General features: G+C 64.7%; 19 protein-coding genes. 12 read left to right on the top strand and 7 right to left on the bottom strand.

Annotated features, from left to right (window positions below; all coding sequences use genetic code 11):
• Positions 1–211: 211 nt before the first annotated feature.
• The 6 genes from C8C99_RS03545 to C8C99_RS03520 are packed head-to-tail and all read left to right on the top strand — an operon-like array spanning position 212 to position 6,195.
• Complete coding sequence (locus C8C99_RS03545; RefSeq protein ID WP_108624973.1) at positions 212–1,420, top strand: amino acid ABC transporter substrate-binding protein; 1,209 nt, start codon at positions 212–214, stop codon at positions 1,418–1,420.
• Between the two features lie 4 nt (positions 1,421–1,424).
• Complete coding sequence (locus C8C99_RS03540; RefSeq protein WP_108624972.1) at positions 1,425–2,303, top strand: branched-chain amino acid ABC transporter permease; 879 nt, start codon at positions 1,425–1,427, stop codon at positions 2,301–2,303.
• Positions 2,300–3,232, top strand: coding sequence for a branched-chain amino acid ABC transporter permease (locus C8C99_RS03535; protein ID WP_108624971.1), 933 nt, complete (start codon positions 2,300–2,302; stop codon positions 3,230–3,232). The genes C8C99_RS03540 and C8C99_RS03535 overlap by 4 nt, the downstream gene beginning before the upstream one ends.
• Positions 3,225–3,986 (top strand): ABC transporter ATP-binding protein, encoded by a 762-nt coding sequence (locus tag C8C99_RS03530; RefSeq protein ID WP_056640715.1) that lies wholly within the window; start codon positions 3,225–3,227, stop codon positions 3,984–3,986. The genes C8C99_RS03535 and C8C99_RS03530 overlap by 8 nt, the downstream gene beginning before the upstream one ends.
• On the top strand, positions 3,983–4,693 hold the full coding sequence (locus C8C99_RS03525) for an ABC transporter ATP-binding protein (protein ID WP_056640716.1): 711 nt from the start codon (positions 3,983–3,985) through the stop codon (positions 4,691–4,693). Before C8C99_RS03530 ends, C8C99_RS03525 begins: the two co-directional genes overlap by 4 nt.
• A 50-nt stretch (positions 4,694–4,743) precedes the next feature.
• Positions 4,744–6,195 (top strand): aldehyde dehydrogenase, encoded by a 1,452-nt coding sequence (locus C8C99_RS03520; protein ID WP_056640719.1) that lies wholly within the window; start codon positions 4,744–4,746, stop codon positions 6,193–6,195.
• Between the two features lie 230 nt (positions 6,196–6,425).
• On the opposite strand, the gene tsaD is transcribed toward C8C99_RS03520, so the two are convergent.
• Positions 6,426–7,466 (bottom strand): tRNA (adenosine(37)-N6)-threonylcarbamoyltransferase complex transferase subunit TsaD, encoded by a 1,041-nt coding sequence (gene tsaD, locus C8C99_RS03515; RefSeq protein ID WP_056640720.1) that lies wholly within the window; start codon positions 7,464–7,466, stop codon positions 6,426–6,428.
• Positions 7,467–7,511: 45 nt separating this feature from the next.
• Complete coding sequence (locus C8C99_RS03510) at positions 7,512–8,672, bottom strand: branched-chain amino acid ABC transporter substrate-binding protein (protein ID WP_056640721.1); 1,161 nt, start codon at positions 8,670–8,672, stop codon at positions 7,512–7,514.
• A gap of 256 nt (positions 8,673–8,928) precedes the next feature.
• On the opposite strand from C8C99_RS03510, the gene C8C99_RS03505 reads away from it, so the two are divergent.
• From C8C99_RS03505 to C8C99_RS03490, 4 genes are all read left to right on the top strand, one after another.
• A complete protein-coding gene (locus C8C99_RS03505; protein ID WP_056640724.1) occupies positions 8,929–9,555 on the top strand; it encodes an ANTAR domain-containing response regulator in 627 nt (208 codons plus the stop codon).
• 547 nt (positions 9,556–10,102) lie between these two features.
• Positions 10,103–11,347 carry a CmpA/NrtA family ABC transporter substrate-binding protein gene (locus C8C99_RS03500; protein ID WP_108624970.1) on the top strand — a complete coding sequence of 415 codons (1,245 nt, stop codon included), beginning with the start codon at positions 10,103–10,105 and terminating at the stop codon, positions 11,345–11,347.
• A 63-nt stretch (positions 11,348–11,410) separates the two neighbouring features.
• Positions 11,411–12,376, top strand: coding sequence for a nitrate ABC transporter permease (ntrB, locus tag C8C99_RS03495; protein ID WP_108624969.1), 966 nt, complete (start codon positions 11,411–11,413; stop codon positions 12,374–12,376).
• Between the two features lie 107 nt (positions 12,377–12,483).
• Entirely contained in the window at positions 12,484–13,296 is an 813-nt protein-coding gene (locus C8C99_RS03490) for an ABC transporter ATP-binding protein (protein WP_108624968.1), read from the top strand.
• 207 nt (positions 13,297–13,503) lie between these two features.
• Here the strand turns inward: C8C99_RS03490 and C8C99_RS03485 are convergent, their stop codons facing one another.
• On the bottom strand, positions 13,504–13,941 hold the full coding sequence (locus C8C99_RS03485; protein WP_056640737.1) for a CBS domain-containing protein: 438 nt from the start codon (positions 13,939–13,941) through the stop codon (positions 13,504–13,506).
• Positions 13,942–14,480: 539 nt separating this feature from the next.
• Here C8C99_RS03485 and C8C99_RS03480 point away from each other — a divergent pair.
• Positions 14,481–14,771: a hypothetical protein gene (locus C8C99_RS03480; RefSeq protein WP_056640740.1), complete on the top strand. Its 291-nt coding sequence runs from the start codon at positions 14,481–14,483 to the stop codon at positions 14,769–14,771.
• 84 nt (positions 14,772–14,855) lie between these two features.
• Positions 14,856–15,149, top strand: coding sequence for a hypothetical protein (locus C8C99_RS03475; RefSeq protein WP_056640743.1), 294 nt, complete (start codon positions 14,856–14,858; stop codon positions 15,147–15,149).
• 142 nt (positions 15,150–15,291) lie between these two features.
• Here the strand turns inward: C8C99_RS03475 and C8C99_RS03470 are convergent, their stop codons facing one another.
• From C8C99_RS03470 to C8C99_RS03455, 4 genes are read right to left on the bottom strand one after another with little or no spacing between them, the layout of a single operon-like run.
• The gene (locus tag C8C99_RS03470; protein WP_056640746.1) at positions 15,292–16,311 is read right to left on the bottom strand and encodes a TRAP transporter substrate-binding protein; all 1,020 of its coding nucleotides are present in this window, start codon (positions 16,309–16,311) and stop codon (positions 15,292–15,294) included.
• 48 nt (positions 16,312–16,359) lie between these two features.
• Positions 16,360–17,652, bottom strand: coding sequence for a TRAP transporter large permease (locus C8C99_RS03465; RefSeq protein ID WP_108624967.1), 1,293 nt, complete (start codon positions 17,650–17,652; stop codon positions 16,360–16,362).
• A 2-nt stretch (positions 17,653–17,654) separates the two neighbouring features.
• A complete protein-coding gene (locus C8C99_RS03460; RefSeq protein ID WP_108624966.1) occupies positions 17,655–18,167 on the bottom strand; it encodes a TRAP transporter small permease in 513 nt (170 codons plus the stop codon).
• On the bottom strand, positions 18,164–18,685 hold the full coding sequence (locus tag C8C99_RS03455) for a gluconokinase (RefSeq protein WP_233247152.1): 522 nt from the start codon (positions 18,683–18,685) through the stop codon (positions 18,164–18,166). The genes C8C99_RS03460 and C8C99_RS03455 overlap by 4 nt, the downstream gene beginning before the upstream one ends.
• Positions 18,686–18,778 lie beyond the last annotated feature (93 nt).

Here is an 18,778-nt window from a genome sequence, read left to right as displayed (position 1 = left end):
TCTCCAGGTCAGCGGCTGGCGCCACTGGTCGTGCAGCGATTATCGGACGCACGCTTTGTCCCGCGCCCACTGTGGAAATCCGGGTAAACCCGCTGCCGCCTGCACGCTCAGGCAAGTGTTTTGTGCACGCTGAGCGCAGCAGGCGCCGGCCCCTCTGCCTACGATCCCCGCACGGTCTGCACCACGCAGGCTCCATCCGAGGAGACACACAATGACAGCACACCAACCCTCCAAGCGCCAGTGGATCAAAGGCGCCGCCGCCACGGTCGGCACCCTGGCCGTGGCGCCCCAGTTGTGGGCCCAGGGCAGCAGCGCAGCCCCCATCCGCATCGGCTACGCCATAGCCCGCACAGGCCCTTGGGCGGCCGGCGCGCAGGTGAGCCAGGAGCCCAACTACCTGCTGTGGGCCGAGCAGATGAACGCAGCGGGCGGCCTGAGCGTGAAGGGCACGAAGCGCCCCATTGAACTTATCGGCTACGACGACCGCAGCGAGACCGAAACCTGCGTGCGCACTTACGAAAAGCTCATGGGCAGCGACAAGGTGGACCTGATCCTGCCGCCCTGGGGTTCGGGCGCCAACTTCGCCATTGCACCGCTGGCGAACCGCTTTGGCTACCCGCTGCTGGCGCCCACGGCGCTGTCGCGCAAGCTGATCGACATGAACCTGCCCTACTTCTTCTCGCTGCTGCAGCAGCCCGACAAGATGATGGGCGCGCTGGTGGAGATGCTGGTGGCCAACAACGTCAAGACCATTGCCATCGTCTACATGGACGACCTGTTCGGCCTCGAAAACTTTGCCGCGCTGAACAACGCGCTCAAGAAGACCAGCATCCAGGTGCTGGAGCGCAAGAGCTACCCGCTGGGCGTGAAGGATCTGGCGCCCGTGCTGCGTGGCATCAAGGACCAAAACCCCGACGCCTTCATCGGCATCACCTACCCGCCCGACACCATCCTGGCCAGCCGCCAGGCACGCGAAGTGGGGCTGAACCCCAAGTTCTTCTACGCCTCGGTGGGCACGGCCTTCCAGCTCTACAAGAACGTGATGCAGGCCAACACCGAGGGCGTGATCGGCATGGGCTCGTGGAGCGTGAAGACCAGCCCCGAGGCCAAGGCGTACTTCGACGCCCACGTGAAGAAGTTCAACAAGGAACCCGACCGCTGGGCCAGCGGCCACGCCTGGGCGGGCCTGCAGATCCTGCAACAGGCCGTGGAAAAGGCGGGCCTGGACCGCAAGGCGCTGCGCGAGCACATCGCCAAGAACGAGTTCCAGACCATCCTGGGTGGCATTCGATTCCAGGGCAGCGAGAACGCGTCCATCCCAGGAACCGTGAGCCAGTGGCAAGGCAGCGATTTCGAGGTCGTGTGGCCTAAGGACCGTGCCACAGCGCAGCTGAACACATCCAAACCAGCCTGGAAATAACACTGTGTCTCTGACTTCCTGGGCCGAACTGGTCGCCAGTGGCCTCATTACCGGCGGTATCTACGCGCTGGTGGCCATGGGCCTGAATCTGCAGTACGGGCTGATGCGCATCATGAACATCTCGCATGGCGAGTTCCTGATGCTGGGCGCCTTCCTCACCTGGTCGGCGCACACCCTGTGGGGCATCTCGCCGCTGCTGCTGATGCCGCTGGCCTTCATCGTGCTGTTTGCGCTGGGCGTGGTGGTGCATGCGCTGTGCTTCAAGCGCTTGGCCGCCCGCGCGCCCAATGTGGACGTGTTCGAGGCGCGCAGCCTGATGGTGGGCTTTGGCCTGATGTTCCTGGTGCAGAACACCGCCCTGCTGATCTGGGGCGGCGACCTGCGCGGGTACGAATACCTGGCCGACCCGGTGCAGATTGCGGGCATGCGCTTTACTGAAAACAAGCTGGTGCTGTTCGGCGTGGCGCTGGCGCTGTCGGCCGGGTTGATCGCGCTGCTCAAGCTCACGCTGCTGGGTAAGGCCGTGCGGGCGCTAATGCAGTCGCCCACGGGCGCGCAGCTGGTGGGCATCAACACCCGGCGCCTGCACCCCATGATGTTTGGCATTGGCCTGGGCCTGTCGGGCGTGGCGGGGACGCTGCTGTCCATGACGTATGAGATTTCGCCATCCATGGGCGAGCCCTATACCGTCACGGCGCTCATCGTCATCACGCTGGGCGGCTTTGGCAGCCTGGCGGGCAGCCTGGCCGGGGGCCTGCTGCTGGGCGTGGTCGAAGCCTTGGGCATGCACTTCAGCAGCCCGTCTCTCAAGATGCTGCTGAGCTATGCAGTGTTCATCGGCGTGCTCATCTGGCGCCCCAACGGACTGTTCTCGAAAAAATGACTTCCTTACATTCCAACAAGCCCTGGCTGGCGCTGGCTGCGGGGGTGGCGGTGGTCGCCACCCTGCCGTGGCTGGTGTCCGAGTTCATGGCCTCGGTGCTGCTCAGTTGCTTGATGTACATCGCGCTGGCGACCAGCTGGTCCTTGTTCTGCGGTGCCACGCGCTACCTGTCGCTGGCCACCTCGGCCTTCTTTGGTGTGGGTGCGTACACCAGCGCGATGCTGCTGGGCGTGCTGCCCTGGCCGCTGGTGATTCTGAGCGGCGCGCTGATCGCCACCATCGTGGCCGTGGTGATGGGCGCAGCGGTGCTGCACCTGCGCGGCACCTACTTTGCGGTGCTGACCTTCGGCATGACGGAGCTGATCCGCCACGCTGTGACCTTTGTCGAAAAGCAGGTGTCGGGCACCGTGGGCCGCGTGCTCACGGTGGTGCCCAGCAACGAGACGGTGTACCTCACGGTGCTGCTGATAGCGGCGGGCGCCATTGCCACGGCGATTGCCATCCAGCGCAGCCGCTTTGGCCTGGCGCTCTCGGGCATTGGTGCCGACGAGCAGCGCGCGCAGACGCTGGGCGTGGACACGCGCTTGGCCAAGATCGCGGGCTTTGGCATCACCGCCGCCTTTGCCGGCGCGGTGGGCGCAGCCATGGCGGTGCGCTGGACGTACATCGAACCTGCGGCCGTGTTCAGCCCCTTCATCGGCTTCCAAACGGTGCTGATCGCGCTGATCGGCGGCGCCACCAGCCTGGGCGGCCCCATCCTGGCGGCCATCGTGTTCAGCCTGCTGGCCGAAACGCTGCGCCTGCAGCTGCCCTACGGCTACATGATGGTGCTGGGACTGCTGCTGATTTTGTGCGTGATGTACCTGCCCAACGGCCTGGCCACGCTGTGGCAACGGCGCAAACCTGCGGCGGAGGCACGCCATGGCTGAAGCCCTGTTGACCATCGACGCCGTGACCGTGCGCTTTGGCGGCCTGACTGCTGTGGATGGGGTGAGCGCCACGCTGCACACGGGTGAGCTGATTGGCATCATCGGCCCCAACGGCGCGGGCAAGACCACGTTCTTCAACGCCATCTCGGGCGTGCAGCCGCCCACCTCGGGCACGTTGGTGAGCGGCGCCGACAACCTCACCGGCAAGGGCCCGCACCACTATGCGGCCCACGGCATTGCGCGCACCTTCCAGACGCCGCGCGTGTTCCCCGACATGACGGTGCGTGACAACGTGCGCTTTGGCATGCAGTTCGCAGGCCGCCACCGCCAGGGGCCCGAAGGCCTGCGTAGCGAGGAGGAAATTCTCTCCATGTTGGGCCTGGCGCACCTGGCCGACCGCCCCGCCGCCGACGTGACACCGTCGCAGCAGCGCTTGCTGGAGATCGGCATGGCCCTGGGCACGCGCCCGCGCCTGCTGCTGCTCGACGAGGTGGCTGCGGGCCTGACCGAATCCGAAGTAGATGCCATGGCCCAGCGCATCCGCCGCCTGCGGGATGACTGGGGGCTGACGGTGGTGTGGATCGAGCATGCGGTGACCACGCTGCTCAAGTATGTGGAGCGCGTGCTGGTGCTGCACCAGGGCCGCAAGATTGCCGACGGTACACCCGCCGAGGTGGTGCGCGATCCGCAGGTGATCGAAGCCTATCTGGGTGACGAAATGGCCAGCGGCAAAGAACAAGGAGCCACGGCATGAGCGGCGCCCACCTCACCGTGCAGAACCTGACCACGGGCTACCACGGCTTTCAGGTGCTGCAAGACCTGTCGCTGCAGGCCGCGCCCGGCATCACCGTCATCGTCGGTCCCAACGGCGCGGGCAAGACCACGCTGCTCAAGGCGCTGGCCGGGCTGCTGCCGCGCACAGGCACCGTGGCGCTGGACGGCAGCGATCTGCCCGCGATGAACGCCACCGCCTGCGTGCAGCGCGGCCTGGCCCTGGTGGCCGAGGGCCGCCAGCTGTTCCCCCAAATGACGGTGACCGAGAACCTGGAGCTGGGCGGCTGGCTGGCGCCCTCACGGGTGCGTGCCGAGCGGTTGCACCGGGCGTTCGAAGACTTCCCTCGCCTCAAGGAACGCGCCACGCAGCTCGCGGGCACCATGAGCGGCGGCGAGCAGCAAATGGTGGCCGTGGCCCGCGCCATGATGAGCGGCCCGCGCCTGCTGATGCTGGACGAGCCCTCGCTGGGCCTGGCACCGCGCATGGTCGATGAATTGCTGGCCATCGTGCAGCGCATCGCCGCGCAGGGCGTGACGGTGCTCATGGTCGAACAGAACGTGCGTAAGGCGCTGCAGATTGCGCAGCGCGGCTATGTGCTGGAGCGCGGACGCATCGTGGCCTCAGGCGAAGCATCGACCCTGCTGCAATCCGACGTGGTGCGCCAGGCCTATCTCGGCGTCGCTTGAATACCTCTTCCGACCCTTTTTCATCTGTTCTTTTTCAGGAGCTTTCATCCATGACTGCCATTTCCATGCTGATCAACGGCGAGCGCGTGCAAGCCACCGGCGGCGCCACGTTTGAGCGCCGCAACCCGCTCGACGGATCGGTCGCCACCACGGCCCCCGCCGCCAGCGTGGCCGATGCCAAGGCCGCTGCCGACGCGGCTGCCAAGGCCTTCCCGGCCTGGTCCGCCCTGGGCCCCAACGCCCGCCGCGCGTTGCTGCTCAAGGCCGCACACGCGCTGGAGGCCCGCACGGCCGACTTTGCGGTGGCCATGGCGGCCGAGACCGGAGCATCCGGCATGTGGGCCGGCTTCAACGTGCACCTGGCCGCTGGCCTGCTGCAAGAAGCCGCCGCGCTGACCACGCAGATTGCGGGCGAGGTGATTCCGTCCGACGTGCCCGGCAGCCTGGCCATGGGCGTGCGCCAGGCGGCGGGCGTAGTGCTGGGCATTGCACCGTGGAACGCCCCGGTCATCCTCGGCGTGCGCGCCATCGCCACGCCACTGGCCTGCGGCAACACGGTGATCCTGAAAGGCTCGGAGCTGTGCCCTGCCACGCACGGCCTCATCATCGAGGCACTGCAGGAAGCCGGTCTGCCCGCTGGTGTGGTGAACTTTGTGACCAACGCCCCGGCCGACGCCGGTGCAGTGGTCGAGGCCATCGTGGCCCACCCGGCGGTGCGCCGCATCAACTTCACCGGCTCTACCAAGGTGGGCCGCATCATTGCGCAGACCTGCGCCAAGTACCTCAAGCCCGTGGTGCTGGAGCTGGGCGGCAAGGCGCCGCTGCTGGTGCTGGATGACGCGGACATCGACGCCGCCGCGGCGGGCACCGTGTTTGGCGCCTTCGCCAACTCGGGCCAGATCTGCATGTCCACCGAGCGCATCATCGTGGACAACGCCGTGGCCGACGAATTTGTGGCCAAGCTGGGCGCGCGCGCGAAGGCACTGCCCCTGGGCGACCCGCGCAAGGGCCCGGTGGTGCTGGGTTCGGTGGTGGACATGGCCACGGTGCACCGCTGCAACGCCCTCATCGACGATGCACTGGCCAAGGGCGCGAAGCTGGTCTGCGGCGGCAAGAGCGACAGCACGCTCATGCAGGCCACGGTGCTCGACCATGTGACGGCCGAGATGGACATCTACCGCGAGGAATCGTTCGGCCCCGTCAAGCCCGTGGTGCGCGTGAACGGTGTGGAAGAAGCCATTGCCTGCGCCAACGACAACGAGTTCGGCCTGTCATCCGCCGTGTTCAGCCGCGACGTGGCCAAGGCCTGGAACGTGGCCGCGCGCATCGAGTCAGGCATCTGCCACGTCAACGGCCCCACGGTGCACGACGAAGGCCAGATGCCGTTTGGGGGCGTGAAGAGCTCGGGCTACGGCCGCTTTGGCGGCATGGCCGGGGTGCGTGAGTTCACCGAACTACGCTGGGTGACGGTGCAGACCACGCCACGCCACTATCCGTTCTAAACATCAAAAAAGATAGCAGCTAGCGCATGATTTACCTGCGCTAGGGACCCTCTGCACGAATCTCGCTGGCCAAGTGAGCGCAGCGGATCGGGAGGGTCTGCAAGGCGCAAAACACAGCAATAGCCGTAGCTATTGCGAGTATTTGCAACGCGGCAGACCGCCCGAGGCCCCTGATGCACACGGCGCGCTGATTCGTGCAGAGGGTCCCTCGCTGCCTTTTTTATTCAGAATCACACCGTGATGGCATCCAGCGGCCAGCGCGGCTTCACGTCAAAGGCGTACTCGGTGCTGGCCTGCTGCTGCCCGGCCTGCAGGCGCATCGCAGCAGCCATGGCGATCATGGCGCCGTTGTCGGTGCACAAGTGCAGTTCGGGGTAATGCACGCGCACCTTGGCCGCCGCGCAGGCGGCGTTGAGCTGGGCGCGCAGGTGCCGGTTGGCTCCCACCCCACCGGCCACCACCACGCGCTTGAGGCCCGTCTGCTTCAGAGCGGTCAGCGTCTTCTTCACCAGCACGTCGACAATCGCGGCCTCGGTGCTGGCCGCCAGATCAGCCTTGCGTGCTTCCAGCTCATCGCCCAGCTTCTTGGCCTGCGTGAGCACCGCCGTCTTGAGCCCGGCAAAAGAGAAGTCGAGGTTGCCGCTGTGCAACAGTGGGCGCGGCAGCTTGAAGGCCGCCGCATCGCCTTGTTCGGCCAGCCGGGACAGCGCCGGGCCACCGGGGTAGCCCAGGCCCATGAGCTTGGCAGACTTGTCGAACGCCTCGCCTGCCGCATCGTCAATGGTTTCGCCCAGAATTTCGTAGCGGCCCACGCCGTCCACGCGCATCAGCTGCGTGTGGCCGCCTGAGACCAGCAGGGCCACAAAAGGGAATTCAGGGGGGTCGGCGCTGAGGAAGGGCGACAGCAAATGCCCCTCCAGGTGGTGCACGCCCAGCACCGGCTTGTCCAGCGCTGCGCCCAGCGCGCAAGCCACACCCGCCCCCACCAGCAGCGCACCGGCCAGGCCCGGGCCGCGCGTGTAGGCCACCACGTCCACGTCCGCCAGCGTCTGGCCGGACTCGGCCAGCACTTGTGTGGCCAGCGGCAGCACGCGGCGAATGTGGTCGCGGCTGGCCAGCTCGGGCACCACGCCGCCATAGGCCTGGTGCATCTCGATCTGGCTGTGCAGCGCGTGCGACAGCAGCGTAGGCACGGCATTGCCCGTGGAACGGACCAATGCCACGCCGGTTTCGTCGCACGAAGATTCAATACCCAGGATCAGCAAGCTCATGCCCCGAGTGTAAAACCCGGGGCTGGCCTGCCATGGCAACGCGGTTTACCAGCGGTCGGACCGCATGCGCAACTCCCAGTTGCCGCTGCGCAGTTCGTACACCCCCACGGCGCCATAGCGCTGCTCGCCCTTGTCATCCCAGGTCATGGTGCCGATCACCGGGGCGTAGCCGTTGATGCTGTGCAGGGCCTTGGTGATGTCCTTGGGGTCGGCGGACTTGGCCTTCTGGATGGCGGCCGAGAGCACGTAGGTGCTGTCGTAGCTGTAGTGGCCGCCGTAGGCCGGGGGCTTCTTGAAAGCGGCGATGTACTTTTCAAGGAAGGGCTTGCCGGTGGTGAACTCCTTGGCCTCCAGCACGGGCGATGTGGCATACACGCCCTGCACGATGCCTGCGCCCTTGGTCATGTCGGTGGTCTTGATGGTGTCGCCCCCCAGCAGGCTGACCTTGGTGTGGCCCACCTTCTGCAGGGCTTCGAGCAGTGCCAGCGCCTGGAAGTCGTTGAGGGTCGAAACAATCACCTCCACATTGGCGGCCTTGAGCTCCCCGGCCAGGCCATCAAAGGCCACGGTCTTGTCGTCGAACGACTTGCGCACCACCACCTCTTTCTTCTCGGCCTTGAGCTGTTCGGCCGCGCCATCGGCCAGGCCCTTGCCATAGGGCGTGCCATCGTCCAGCGCGGCATAGCGTGCGGCGCCCAGCTGGGTGGCGGCAAACGAGCCAATGGCGCGGGCCTGCAGGGTGTCGTTGCCCACCATGCGGAAGGTGGTCGGAAACCCGAGCTGTGTGAACTTGGGGTTCGTGGAGATGGCGATCTGCGCGATGTCCTTGGCAGCGTAGATGGGGGCGGTCTCGATGCTCACGCCCGAGTTGAGGTGGCCCACCACCGCGACCACGCCGGCATCCACCAGCTGCTGCGCCACGGCCTTGCCGGTGGTGGCGTCGGCCTTGTCGTCAACGGACACGACCTCCAGCGTCACGCGCTTGCCGTCCACCGTGTAGCCGGACTTGTTGAGTTCCTCCACCGCCAGCTTGACGCCATTGAGCAGATCCTGCCCCAGCGCACCCAGCGGGCCAGAGAGGGGCTGAGCCACACCAATTTTGATGGTGTCCGGCACTTTGCCGCATCCGGTCAGGAGTGCGGCAGTCGCCACTGCGGTCAAGGCCAGGCTGGCCGAGAAGCGGCGCCGGTTGATGTGCTTGTTCATGCAAAAAACTCCATTTCAGTGTGTCTGTGTGACCAGATGTATATGCGACGCCCTACCCGGCGAGCTACCGGGTATGCCCTCCCACGGTGTCAGTATTAGCAACTTTCAGGCCCCGCAACGCAGAGCACGGCACCCCGACCTGGCGGGCTTGGGATGGGTGCAGCCCCGGAGCGAGGGGACATCGCGGGGCCTTCAAAGGCCGTGCACCACCCCGGCGCACCAATTTGTGGCGTAAAAATTGCTTATGCTCACGGGTATGAATGAGGCTTTGCGCATCGTGGTGGTTGCCCCGGATCTGGCAGTCACCGACCCCGACGACGACCACGCTGTGGAACAGGCAGAGCGGTCGCGGGCGCTGCGCATCGGGCTGCTGGAGAACAACTTCAACCTGGTGGCCACGCTGCCGGCCGACGTGTTCCTGAGCGAGCGCATCGCGCAGTTGCAGCCCGACCTGATCATCGTGGATGCCGAGAGCGAGGCCCGCGACGCGCTGGAGCATGTGGTGATGGCCACGCGCGACGAGCGCCGTCCCATCGTGATGTTCACCAACGACGAGGACACCTCGCACGTGAAGGATGCAGTGGCGGCAGGCGTGTCTGCCTACATCGTGGCGGGGCTGGCACCGCAGCGCATCCGCCCCATTCTGGATGTGGCCATGGCCCGCTTCCAGCATGAACAGGCCTTGCGCGCCGAGCTCGCCGACGCCAAGACCGAACTGCAAGGCCGCAAGACCATCGACCGCGCCAAGGGTTTGCTCATGCAGCGCCAGGGCCTGACCGAACAGGCCGCCTACGAAAAGCTGCGCAAGACGGCCATGGACAAGGGCCTGAAGCTGGTGGACGTGGCCCAGCGCATGCTGGACGTGATGGACCTGCTGGGGTAATAACCCTCACCCTCTCACATCGCGGGGCCCACGCTCCGCGCAAAACACGGCCCACCCGCCTCATTCGCGCAGCGACGCCGCTGCGGTCCCATGCACGGTGGTACCGCATTACCCCCCTGCAACCCGTTGGCACGGACCACCATGCGCCTGCCGCGTGCACGGCGGCCCCGATGCCTGGACTGCGATGGTGCAGCGCACAACGGCAGTGCAATGCACCGCACTGACCAAGCAGAGGTGAATTGAAACCAAATCGCCTTGAAGCGCCAATCAAATACGCCTTCTTTGCTATCAAATTTGAATAATTCATTCATCCCAACCCAGTAAAAAAAGGCTGGCACGCGCTTTGCATTGCACAGTGCAAGACCAATGCAGGTCTGACCACTGACAGCACTGACCCAACGGCGGGCCGGTGCTGGCAAGGAGCCCCGGACCCGTTCCAGGCTCCACCACGGACAAAGGCGTCCCCACCCGCTCCTGGCGTTGCTTTGCTGCAGCCCGGCGCGGTGTGAGGACGCCTTTTTGTTTTTCACGCCACCAGGGATGCCCCATGACCGATCTGTTGAAAACCAGCCTCAACCGCCGCACCGTGCTGCAGGCCGCCACCGTGGGCGCTGTGGGTGTGAGCCCCGCGCTGCGCGCGCTCGTCCACGCAGCCGGCTCCGACGCCCCCGAGAAGAAGGAAGTCAAGATCGGCTTCATCCCGCTGACCGACTGCGCCAGCGTGGTCATGGCCTCGGTGCTGGGCTTCGACAAGAAATACGGCGTGACCATCGTCCCCAACAAGGAAGCCAGCTGGGCCGGCGTGCGTGACAAGCTGGTGAACGGCGAGCTGGACTTCGCCCATGTGCTCTACGGCCTGGTCTATGGCGTGCACCTGGGCACCGCCGGTCCCAAGAAGGACATGGCCGTGCTAATGAGTCTGAACAACAACGGGCAGGCCATCACCCTCTCCAAGACGCTGGCCGACAAGGGCGCGGTGGATGGCCCGTCCCTGGCCAAGCTCATGGTCAGCGAGAAGCGCGAATACACCTTTGCGGGCACCTTCCCCACCGGCACCCACGCGATGTGGATGCACTACTGGCTGGCAGCGGCGGGCATCAACCCGCTGTCGGGCGCCAAGCTCATCACCGTGCCCCCGCCGCAGATGGTGGCCAACATGCGCGTGGGCAACATGGACGGCTTTTGCGTGGGCGAGCCCTGGAACCACCGCGCCATCATGGACGGCATCGGCATCACGGCCAACACCACGCAGGACATCTGGAAGGACCACCCCGAAAAGGTGCTGGGCACCACGGCAGAGTTCGTCAAGAAGTACCCCAACACCACGCGCGCCGTGATGATGGCCGTGCTCGAAGCCAGCCAGTGGATCGATGCCAGCCTCTCCAACAAGATGAAGATGGCCGAAACCGTGGCAGGCAAGGCGTATGTGAACACGGGCGTGGACGCCATCAACCAGCGCATCCTGGGCCGCTACCAGAACGGCCTGGGCAAGACCTGGGACGACCCCAACCACATGAAGTTCTTCAACGACGGTGCGGTGAACTTCCCCTACCTGTCGGACGGCATGTGGTTCCTGACCCAGCACAAGCGCTGGGGCCTGCTCAAGAGCCACCCCGACTACCTGGCGGTGGCCAAGGAAGTCAACCAGGTCGAGCTGTACAAGTCGGTGGCCAGCGCCATGAAGATCAGCGTGCCCAAGGACGTGATGCGCACCAGCAAGCTCATCGACGGCGTAGTGTGGGACGGCAAGGACCCCGCCAAGTACGCCGACGGCTTCAAGATCAAGGCCTGACGGCGACCCTGCCCCAGCGCCCGCCCGACCACCCAGCCAGCAAGCCCTGCACAGGAGAAAACCATGGTCAGTGCCGTCTTTCACTCCCCGTTGGATGCAGCCCCCGTGGCCGCACAGAATGCTATGAATACTGTAGCGACAAGCGCAACATCCACTAACGCAAGAAGCCAAAAGGTTGCAACATCTGCCCCCAAGGCACCTGCAGCGCCCGCCACCACGGCGGCTACAGGCCGCGACTGGTCGGCCGTCTCGCGCAGCTTCTGGCTGGCCGTGCTGCCGCCGCTGTGTGGCCTGGGCTTGCTCGTCGGCCTGTGGGCGGTGGTCTCCACCACCACGGGCGGCAGCATCCCCAGCCCCAAGGACACCTGGCTGCAGGCGCTGGAGGTGTTCAGCAACCCGTTCTACCGCAACGGCCCCAACGACCAGGGCGTGGGCTGGAACGTGCTGATGAGCCTGCAGCGCGTGGCCATCGGCTTTGGCATGGCAGCGCTGGTGGGCATTCCGGCGGGCTTCGTGATCGGGCGCTTCAGCTTCCTGTCGCGCATGTTCAACCCGCTCATCAGCCTGCTGCGCCCCGTGTCGCCCCTGGCGTGGCTGCCGATCGGTCTGCTGGTCTTCAAGGGCGCCAACCCGGCGGCCATCTGGACCATCTTCATCTGCTCCATCTGGCCCATGATCATCAACACCGCCGTGGGCGTGCAGCGCGTGCCGCAGGACTACATGAACGTGGCCCGCGTGCTGAACCTGAGCGAGTGGAAGATCGCCACCAAGATCCTGTTCCCCGCCGTGCTGCCCTACATGCTGACCGGCGTGCGCCTGGCCGTGGGCACCGCGTGGCTGGTGATCGTAGCGGCCGAGATGCTGACCGGCGGCGTGGGCATCGGCTTCTGGGTGTGGGACGAGTGGAACAACCTCAACGTCAAGAACATCATCATCGCGATCTTTGTGATCGGCATCGTCGGGCTGCTGTTGGAGTTTGCACTCATCAAGCTGGCCACCGCATTTACGTTCGAAGAGGTCAAAACTTGACCCACCCCTGAGCCGCGCCTGCGGCACGTCACCCCCTCAAGGGGGCACCACCCGTGGCCCGGCAAAGCCGGTTCCACGGTGGTCCTCGAAAAAACCAGGAGTTCCTAATGCATGCATCTCTCACCACCAAGTTCATCGAGATCCACGGCGTCGAGCAGACCTTCAAGACGGCCAAGGGCCTTTTCCCGGCGCTGAAGGACATCCACCTGACGATTGCCAAGGGCGAGTTCGTGGCGCTCATCGGCCACTCCGGCTGCGGCAAGTCCACCCTGCTCAACCTGATTGCGGGCCTGACCACTCCCACCAATGGCGCACTGCTCTGCGCCAACAAGGAGATCAAAGGCCCGGGGCCCGAGCGCGCGGTAGTGTTCCAAAACCACTCGCTGCTGCCCTGGCTCACCTGCTTTGACAACATCTACCTGGCTGTGGAGCGCGTGTTCGGCGCCAAGGAGACCAAGGCCCAGCTCAAGGCCCGCACCGATGCCGCGCTGGCACTGGTGGGCCTGACGCATGCGGGGCAGAAGCGCCCCGGTGAAATCTCGGGCGGCATGAAGCAGCGTGTGGGCATTGCCCGGGCGCTGAGCATGGAGCCCCAGGTGCTGCTGATGGACGAGCCCTTTGGCGCGCTCGACGCCCTCACCCGCGCCAAGCTGCAGGACGAGCTGCTGGAGATCGTGGCACGCACCCAAAGCACCGTGGTCATGGTGACCCACGACGTGGACGAGGCCGTGCTGCTGTCCGACAAGATCGTGATGATGACCAACGGCCCGGCCGCCACGATTGGCGAGGTGCTGACCGTGGACTTGCCCCGCCCGCGCAAGCGCGTGGAACTGGCCGAGGACCCGCAGTATGTGCACTACCGCAAGGCCGTGATCGACTTTCTGTACACGCGCCAGGGGCACGTCGAGAAGGCGGCTTGAGCGGCCCAGTCGAAAGCAGCGCAGACAACCAAAACAAAAGGGCTCTGACCAGATCGGTCAGAGCCCTTTTTCTTTACGTCCCCATGCCAGGGCCGTAGCACCCGCGCAAGGGCCGCCCCGTCGCGCCGGGTGCGCCCCCATTCGCGAATGGCGCAGCCCTTCGAGAGAAGAAGGGGGAAGGCGCGCCGCGCCTCAGGGGGTTGCCCCTCAATGCGTTCCGGTGATGTAGTTCTCCAGCTGCTCAATGATGAATTTCTGCTCGGAGATGATGTCCTTGACCAGATCGCCGATGGAAATCATGCCCACGAGCTTGCCGTTGTCCACCACGGGCAAGTGGCGCAGGCGGTTGTTGCTCATGAGCTGCATGCACTGCTCGCTGGTCTGGTCCGGGCGCACAAACATCACAGCCGAGGTCATCACGTCCTTGACCTGGGTGACGGCCGACGTGCGCCCCATGAGGGCAATTTTGCGGGCGTAGTCCCGCTCGGTGAAGATGCCGACGATGGACGCGCCCTCAGTCACGATGAGCGCGCCAATGCCCTTGTCAGCCATGAGCTGAAGGGCGTCCAGCACGGATGCGGCGGGGCTGATGGTGTGGACGATGGCGTCGGGTTTGGACTGAAGAATCTTGGCGACTGCGGTCATGGAAACCTCCCTCGTGAAAACGGAAACGGGCACAGAGAGATTTCAGCCCATAAGCCCCGTGCGCGCAACCCACGCAAGCCCGATATGCGGCGCTTTTTGATCATCCTGTTGCATGGTGAATGCAACTCATGTTTCTGCGCTGTTGCATACCGCCGCACCCGAAACAAACTGAAAAGAAGCGAAACCGCAGCGAGACGACGCCATCTGCCCAGCCCGGCACGATGGAGCCCATGTTCACCGCACCGGTCACGCACCCCTCACCGGCTTCTGTAGCCTGTCGGCGCTCAGCGACGTTCCAGGCAAACCGCCCTGGCTTCGATGGCGACCAAGCAGCCCAGAGCCCCCAGCCGATTGTTTCCAATACTGGAACAGTTAGTTCGCGACTAGGTGGTTTTTCCCTGAACACCATCGGCGTACAGTTCATCCCATCGATGAGCCGAACCCGCAAGGCGACTCACCGAACCCGGTGCGACGCAAGTTGTTGTGAATCTTCACCCCGGTTTTTTTGAGACGCTTTTTTAACTTCAAGGACTTTCATCATGAACAAGACCGCACGTTTCCTCTCCCTCGCCGCCGTGGCTGCCTTTGCGTCGTTTGGCGCCCAGGCTGACGAAGCCGACGCTTCGCAGTTCGCCACCAAGTTCGAAACCAGCCGCACCCGCGCAGAAGTATTGGCAGAAGCCACCACCGCTGCGCAGATGCGCAGCCAGGAGCCCGCTGGCTCCCGCGTGGTGACCTACAAGTCCACGGCCGACCGCGCCACTGTGCGTGCCGAAGCCGCCGCACAAGCCATGCGCACTGGCCGCGTGGGCCCTGCAGAAGGCGGTTGATTCAACTTCTTGAATCCACGGCTTCACCCCTCGCGTATTCCAGACACCTCGTCCATATTTTTTGAATTTCACAGGAGTTTCATCATGAACAAGACTGCCCGTTTCCTCTCTATCGCTGCTGTGGCTGCCCTCGCTTCTTTTGGTGCCCAGGCTGACGAAGCCGATGCTTCGCAGTTCGCGACCAAGTTCGAAACCAACCGCACCCGCGCTGAAGTGCAAGCCGAAGCCGCTACCGTGGCCCAGACCCGCTCGATCGAACCCGCTGGTTCGCGTGTGGTGACCTACAAGTCCACCGCTGACCGTGCTGCCGTGCGTGCCCAAGCTGCTGAAGCCCTGCGCACTGGCCAGATCTCTTCCGGCGAAATCGGCTCGCTGTAATTCGCTCCGCCTGCGCCACGGTGCAGGTAGAAGATTGCAAATGCCAAAAGGCCGAGGCCCCATTGCGGGGCCTCGGCCTTTTTTTCGCCTGTGTCTTGCGGGTATGGGTAGCACCGGGGCCGCCACCCCCTGACGTCAGAACTTACTTGCCAGCGCGCGCCTGGGCTACCGCTGCCTGCACATCCTTCCACAGCGCTTCGCCTACGTTGGCGGCAATGCTGGCGTTCACGGCGCCCAGCTTTTCGCGCATGCGGTTGGCTTCGGCAGCCGGCAGTTCATTGACCTGCATGCCCTTGCCCTTGAGGTCCGCCAGCGCCTTGTCGGCCTCGGCACGGGTGTCCTGGCGCTCGAAGTCACGGCTCTTCTTGGCGGCGTCGAGCAGCACCTTCTGCTCCGCCTTCGACAGGCCATCCCAGTACTTCTTGCTGACCAGCACGATCCAGGGGCTGTAGACGTGATTGGTCACGGTGAGGTACTTCTGCACCTCATAGAACTTGCTCGACAGGATGGTGTTGTAGGGGTTCTCCTGGCCGTCCACCGTCTTGGTTTCCAGCGCGGTGAAGAGCTCCGAGAACGGCAGCGGCACGGCATTGGCGCCCAGGGTCTTGAAACTGTCGAGGAACACGTTGTTCTGCATCACGCGCAGCTTGATGCCGTCCATGTCTTCCAGCTTGTTGACCGGGCGCTTGCTGTTGGTGAGGTTGCGAAAGCCGTTCTCCCAGTACACCAGGCCCACCAGGCCCTTTTCCTGCAGCTTGTCCATCACCTTCTGGCCCACGGGGCCGTCCAGCACTACGTCGGCTTCCTTGGCGTTGTTGAACAGGAAGGGGGTGTCCCAGATGGCCATCTCTTTGGTGATGCCCACCAGCGTGGCGGTGGAGCCCACCATCATCTCCTGAGCGCCACCGATCAGGGCCTGCTGCATCTGCACGTCCGAGCCCAGTGCGGCTGCGCCAATGGCGCGGAGCTTCATCTTGCCGCCAGAGGCTTTTTCCACTTCTTGGGCAAACAGCTTGGTGGCCCGGCCCTGGTTGGAGTCTTCGTTGAGGCCATAGCCAAAACGGATGATGCGCGGCTTGAAGTCTTGCGCTGCGGCCTGGAACGAGCAAGTGATGGCAGCGACCGACAGGGCGGCCAGCAGGGTGCGACGGAAAGTTTTCATGGTTGTCTCCATTGGCAAGAAAAACGGGAAAGGGGAACAGGCAAACGGCTAGCGCAGCCAGACGACGGGCGCAGTCACGATCTGCGGGAACACGACCAGCAGCGCCAGAATCAGCACATAGGTGATGAGAAACGGGTTCACGCCCTTGATGACGCTGTGCATCGAGATGCGCCCCACCCCGGCCACCACGTTGAGCACCGTGCCCACGGGCGGGGTGATGAGGCCGATGGCGCCGTTGAGCACGAACATCAGACCGAAATACACCGGGTCGATCCCAGCCTTGACCGCGATGGGCAGCATGACGGGCGCAAAGATCAGGATGGTGGGCGTGAGGTCCAGCGCCGTGCCGATCAGCACCAGCACGATCATCATCACGGCCATCAAGAGGCGCGGGTTCTCCACCAGCGGGCCCAGCCAGTTGGTGAGCACGTTGGGCAAGTCGGCCAGCGTGATCATGTAGCTGGCCACCTGGGCGCCAGCGCACAAAAACATCACGATGGAGGTTGTCTTGGCTGCGCGCACCAGCACACCGTAGATGTCGGGCAGCTTCATCTCGCGATGCACGAACAGCGCCACCACCAGTGCGTAGAAGGCGGCGACCACGGCGGCCTCGGTGGGGGTGAACACGCCGGTCTTCATGCCGCCGATGATGATGAGCGGCATCAGCATGGCCCAGAAGGCGCGCACCGTGGCGCGCAGGCGGTCCTTGATGGGTAAGGGCTCGCCTTGGGGCAGGTCCATGCCGCGCAGCACCCAGCGCCAGGCAAAGATCAAACCTGCGCCCATCATCAGCCCCGGCACGATGCCCGACACGAACAGCGCCGAGATCGAGGTGTTAGTCGTCACGCCATAGATCACGAACGGCATGGACGGCGGGATGATGGGCGCGATGATGCCGCCCGAGGCAATCAGCCCGGCGGAAGTGTTCATCGGGTAACCCTGCTGCCGCATCATGGGCAGCAGGATGGTGGCCAGCGCGGCGGTGTCGGCCAGGGCCGAACCGCTCATGCTCGCCATCAGCACGGCGGCGCCAATGGCCACATAGCCCAGCCCGCCCCGGATGTGCCCCACCCAGGCCTGCGCCATGTCGATGATGCGGCGGCTGATACCGCCCGAGTTCATCAGCTCACCGGCCAGGATGAAAAAGGGCACGGCCAGGAGCGGAAAGCTGTCCACCCCGGCCACCAGGTTCTGGGCCAGCAACTGTGCGTCCCAGAAGTCGAGCACCCAGGCCATGCCGGCGCCGGTGAGCACCAGGGCCAGGCCCATGTTCATGCCGGTGCCCATGAGCACCAGCATGCCCAATGAAAAAACAAGAAAAGCCTGTGCTTCGGGTCCCATGGTCACTCCACCTCGGCGCCATGACCGAGGTCCAGCGGCTTGCGTTGAATCAATTCAATGGTCGCCATCACCCCGATGGCCACCGCACACAAAAAAGCCGGCAGCGGCAGCAATGCCGCCGGGTAGGCCATGACGACCGAGCGGCTGCCCATGCCCACCACCACCTGCTGCCACGCGCCCCAGGCCAGCATGGCGCTGGCGGCGATGACCAGCAGCCGGATCACGGCCGTCAGCACGCCAAAGGCCACCGGGCGTTTAGCCAACAGGCCCGCCAGGCTGGTAAAGGCCATGTGCTCGCCTGCGGGGTAGGCCGCTGCGGCACCGATAAAAACCATCCAGACAAACAGCAGGCGCGAGAGCTCTTCGCTGGCCGCCACGCCGCTGCCAAAGCCGTAGCGCAGCACCACGTTGATGAACACGGCCACGGCCATCACGCCCAGGCTCCCGGCCATCAGCATTTGCGAGACTCTGGCAAACCGGCTGAGCGGCTCGTGCGGTTGTGCGGGGGAATTCATACCGTCTCCTGTGTGGCAACCCAGGCCGATGCCTGTTGCTGCAGTGTGGGCAGGTCCAGCAGCGCATTCAGGCGCAGCACGCCGGCCTCGCCCATAGGCGACTCCAGCGTGGCGAACTGGCTGTCCACCAGAGCGCTGGAAAAGAAATGGGTGTCTGCGCGGGCCGCCACGCGTTGGCCTGCGCTGGCGCGGTCAATCTCCAGAAAGACGAAGCGCAGGCCGGGGCAGGCGTTGCGCAAGCGGTCCCGGTAGGCCCTCTTGAGCGCAGAGCAGGTCAGGACCACGCCATGGGGTTGGGCCTGCAGCAATTGCCCCAAGGTGGCCAGCCAGCCTTCACGGTCTGCATCGGTCAAGGCAATGCCCTGGCGCATCTTTTCGCGACTGGCGGGGCTGTGGTGGTCATCCCCTTCGATCAGGGGCAGGCCCTCGGCCTGTGCCAGGGCCGAGCCCAGGCTGGACTTACCGCAGCCTGCCACGCCCATGACGACCAAAAAAGTTGGTGACGCTTGAAAACTCATATTGGTAGCGCTATCCAAACAATCCATAAAAAAGGCACCCGGTGTGGATGCCGCACAAACTGTGGCAACTTCTGCAACTTCGTCCAAAATGGC

Source organism: Acidovorax sp. 107 (assembly GCF_003058055.1).
Lineage (GTDB): Bacteria > Pseudomonadota > Gammaproteobacteria > Burkholderiales > Burkholderiaceae_C > Acidovorax.
The sequence above is the reverse complement of the archived record's forward strand: the minus strand, read 5'-3'. Positions and strand labels throughout refer to the sequence as shown.

Coding starts and splice junctions, on each gene's coding strand:
- C8C99_RS03545 (WP_108624973.1), top strand. CDS start 212: ATGACAGCACACCAACCCTCCAAGCGCCAGTGGATCAAAGGCGCCGCC.
- C8C99_RS03535 (WP_108624971.1), top strand. CDS start 2,300: ATGACTTCCTTACATTCCAACAAGCCCTGGCTGGCGCTGGCTGCGGGG.
- C8C99_RS03530 (WP_056640715.1), top strand. CDS start 3,225: ATGGCTGAAGCCCTGTTGACCATCGACGCCGTGACCGTGCGCTTTGGC.
- C8C99_RS03525 (WP_056640716.1), top strand. CDS start 3,983: ATGAGCGGCGCCCACCTCACCGTGCAGAACCTGACCACGGGCTACCAC.
- C8C99_RS03520 (WP_056640719.1), top strand. CDS start 4,744: ATGACTGCCATTTCCATGCTGATCAACGGCGAGCGCGTGCAAGCCACC.
- tsaD (WP_056640720.1), bottom strand. CDS start 7,466: ATGAGCTTGCTGATCCTGGGTATTGAATCTTCGTGCGACGAAACCGGC.
- C8C99_RS03510 (WP_056640721.1), bottom strand. CDS start 8,672: ATGAACAAGCACATCAACCGGCGCCGCTTCTCGGCCAGCCTGGCCTTG.
- C8C99_RS03505 (WP_056640724.1), top strand. CDS start 8,929: ATGAATGAGGCTTTGCGCATCGTGGTGGTTGCCCCGGATCTGGCAGTC.
- C8C99_RS03500 (WP_108624970.1), top strand. CDS start 10,103: ATGACCGATCTGTTGAAAACCAGCCTCAACCGCCGCACCGTGCTGCAG.
- ntrB (WP_108624969.1), top strand. CDS start 11,411: ATGGTCAGTGCCGTCTTTCACTCCCCGTTGGATGCAGCCCCCGTGGCC.
- C8C99_RS03490 (WP_108624968.1), top strand. CDS start 12,484: ATGCATGCATCTCTCACCACCAAGTTCATCGAGATCCACGGCGTCGAG.
- C8C99_RS03485 (WP_056640737.1), bottom strand. CDS start 13,941: ATGACCGCAGTCGCCAAGATTCTTCAGTCCAAACCCGACGCCATCGTC.
- C8C99_RS03480 (WP_056640740.1), top strand. CDS start 14,481: ATGAACAAGACCGCACGTTTCCTCTCCCTCGCCGCCGTGGCTGCCTTT.
- C8C99_RS03475 (WP_056640743.1), top strand. CDS start 14,856: ATGAACAAGACTGCCCGTTTCCTCTCTATCGCTGCTGTGGCTGCCCTC.
- C8C99_RS03470 (WP_056640746.1), bottom strand. CDS start 16,311: ATGAAAACTTTCCGTCGCACCCTGCTGGCCGCCCTGTCGGTCGCTGCC.
- C8C99_RS03465 (WP_108624967.1), bottom strand. CDS start 17,652: ATGGGACCCGAAGCACAGGCTTTTCTTGTTTTTTCATTGGGCATGCTG.
- C8C99_RS03460 (WP_108624966.1), bottom strand. CDS start 18,167: ATGAATTCCCCCGCACAACCGCACGAGCCGCTCAGCCGGTTTGCCAGA.
- C8C99_RS03455 (WP_233247152.1), bottom strand. CDS start 18,685: ATGAGTTTTCAAGCGTCACCAACTTTTTTGGTCGTCATGGGCGTGGCA.